The organism is Paracoccus sp. FO-3 (assembly GCF_006386455.1).
GTDB classification, from domain to species: Bacteria; Pseudomonadota; Alphaproteobacteria; order Rhodobacterales; family Rhodobacteraceae; genus Paracoccus; species Paracoccus versutus.
Genome location: NZ_VCBQ01000298.1, coordinates 1 through 571, shown reverse-complemented (window position 1 = coordinate 571; position 571 = coordinate 1). Strand labels below are relative to the sequence as shown.

Annotated in this window: 1 protein-coding gene; it reads left to right on the top strand. The window is 71.8% G+C overall.

Going from position 1 to position 571, the window contains the following annotated elements; translation table 11 throughout:
* Positions 1-89 precede the first annotated feature (89 nt).
* On the top strand, positions 90-521 hold the full coding sequence (locus FE811_RS27085; protein ID WP_140849605.1) for a RidA family protein: 432 nt from the start codon (positions 90-92) through the stop codon (positions 519-521).
* Positions 522-571 lie beyond the last annotated feature (50 nt).

Here is a 571-nt window from a genome sequence, read left to right as displayed (position 1 = left end):
GACAGCATCCGGCTGAACTTCTCGCAGGACCATGCGGCGGCGACGGCCGCGGTCGAGCGCCTGGCGGCGCTGGTTGAACGGTATCGCGCATGAGCGCGGCTCCCGGACAGGGCAACCCGGTGCCGCAGGGCGATTACGTCGCGGCAACGCGGCACGGATCGCTGATCTTCACCGCCGGGATGACCCCGCGCGTGAACGGCCGGCTGATGTTCAGCGGCCCGGTCCGCAGGGACCAGCCGCTGGAAACCTGGCGCGAGGCGGTGGTGCTGGCCTGCAGCAACGCCCTGCGGGCCGCGCGTGCGACCCTGGCGCCGGGCGAGGATCTGGCGGCCGTCCTCAGCCTGACCGTCTATGTCGCCGCGGAAGCGGGGTTTGCCGCGCATTCCGCGCTTGCCGATTTCGCCTCGCAGTTCCTCAAGGAACAGCTGGGCACAAGCGGCATCGGCAGCCGCTGCGCGGTGGGCGTGGCGACGCTGCCGGGGAATGCGCCGGTCGAAATCCAGATGGTGGCGGCGGTCTGATCTGCCGCGCCGCGCGTGTGGGCGCCGGGCTTTTGCCTTGGGGCGGGCTG

Bases quoted from the DNA above. Each gene is read 5' to 3' on its own strand.
- FE811_RS27085 (WP_140849605.1), top strand. From the start codon at position 90: ATGAGCGCGGCTCCCGGACAGGGCAACCCGGTGCCGCAGGGCGATTAC.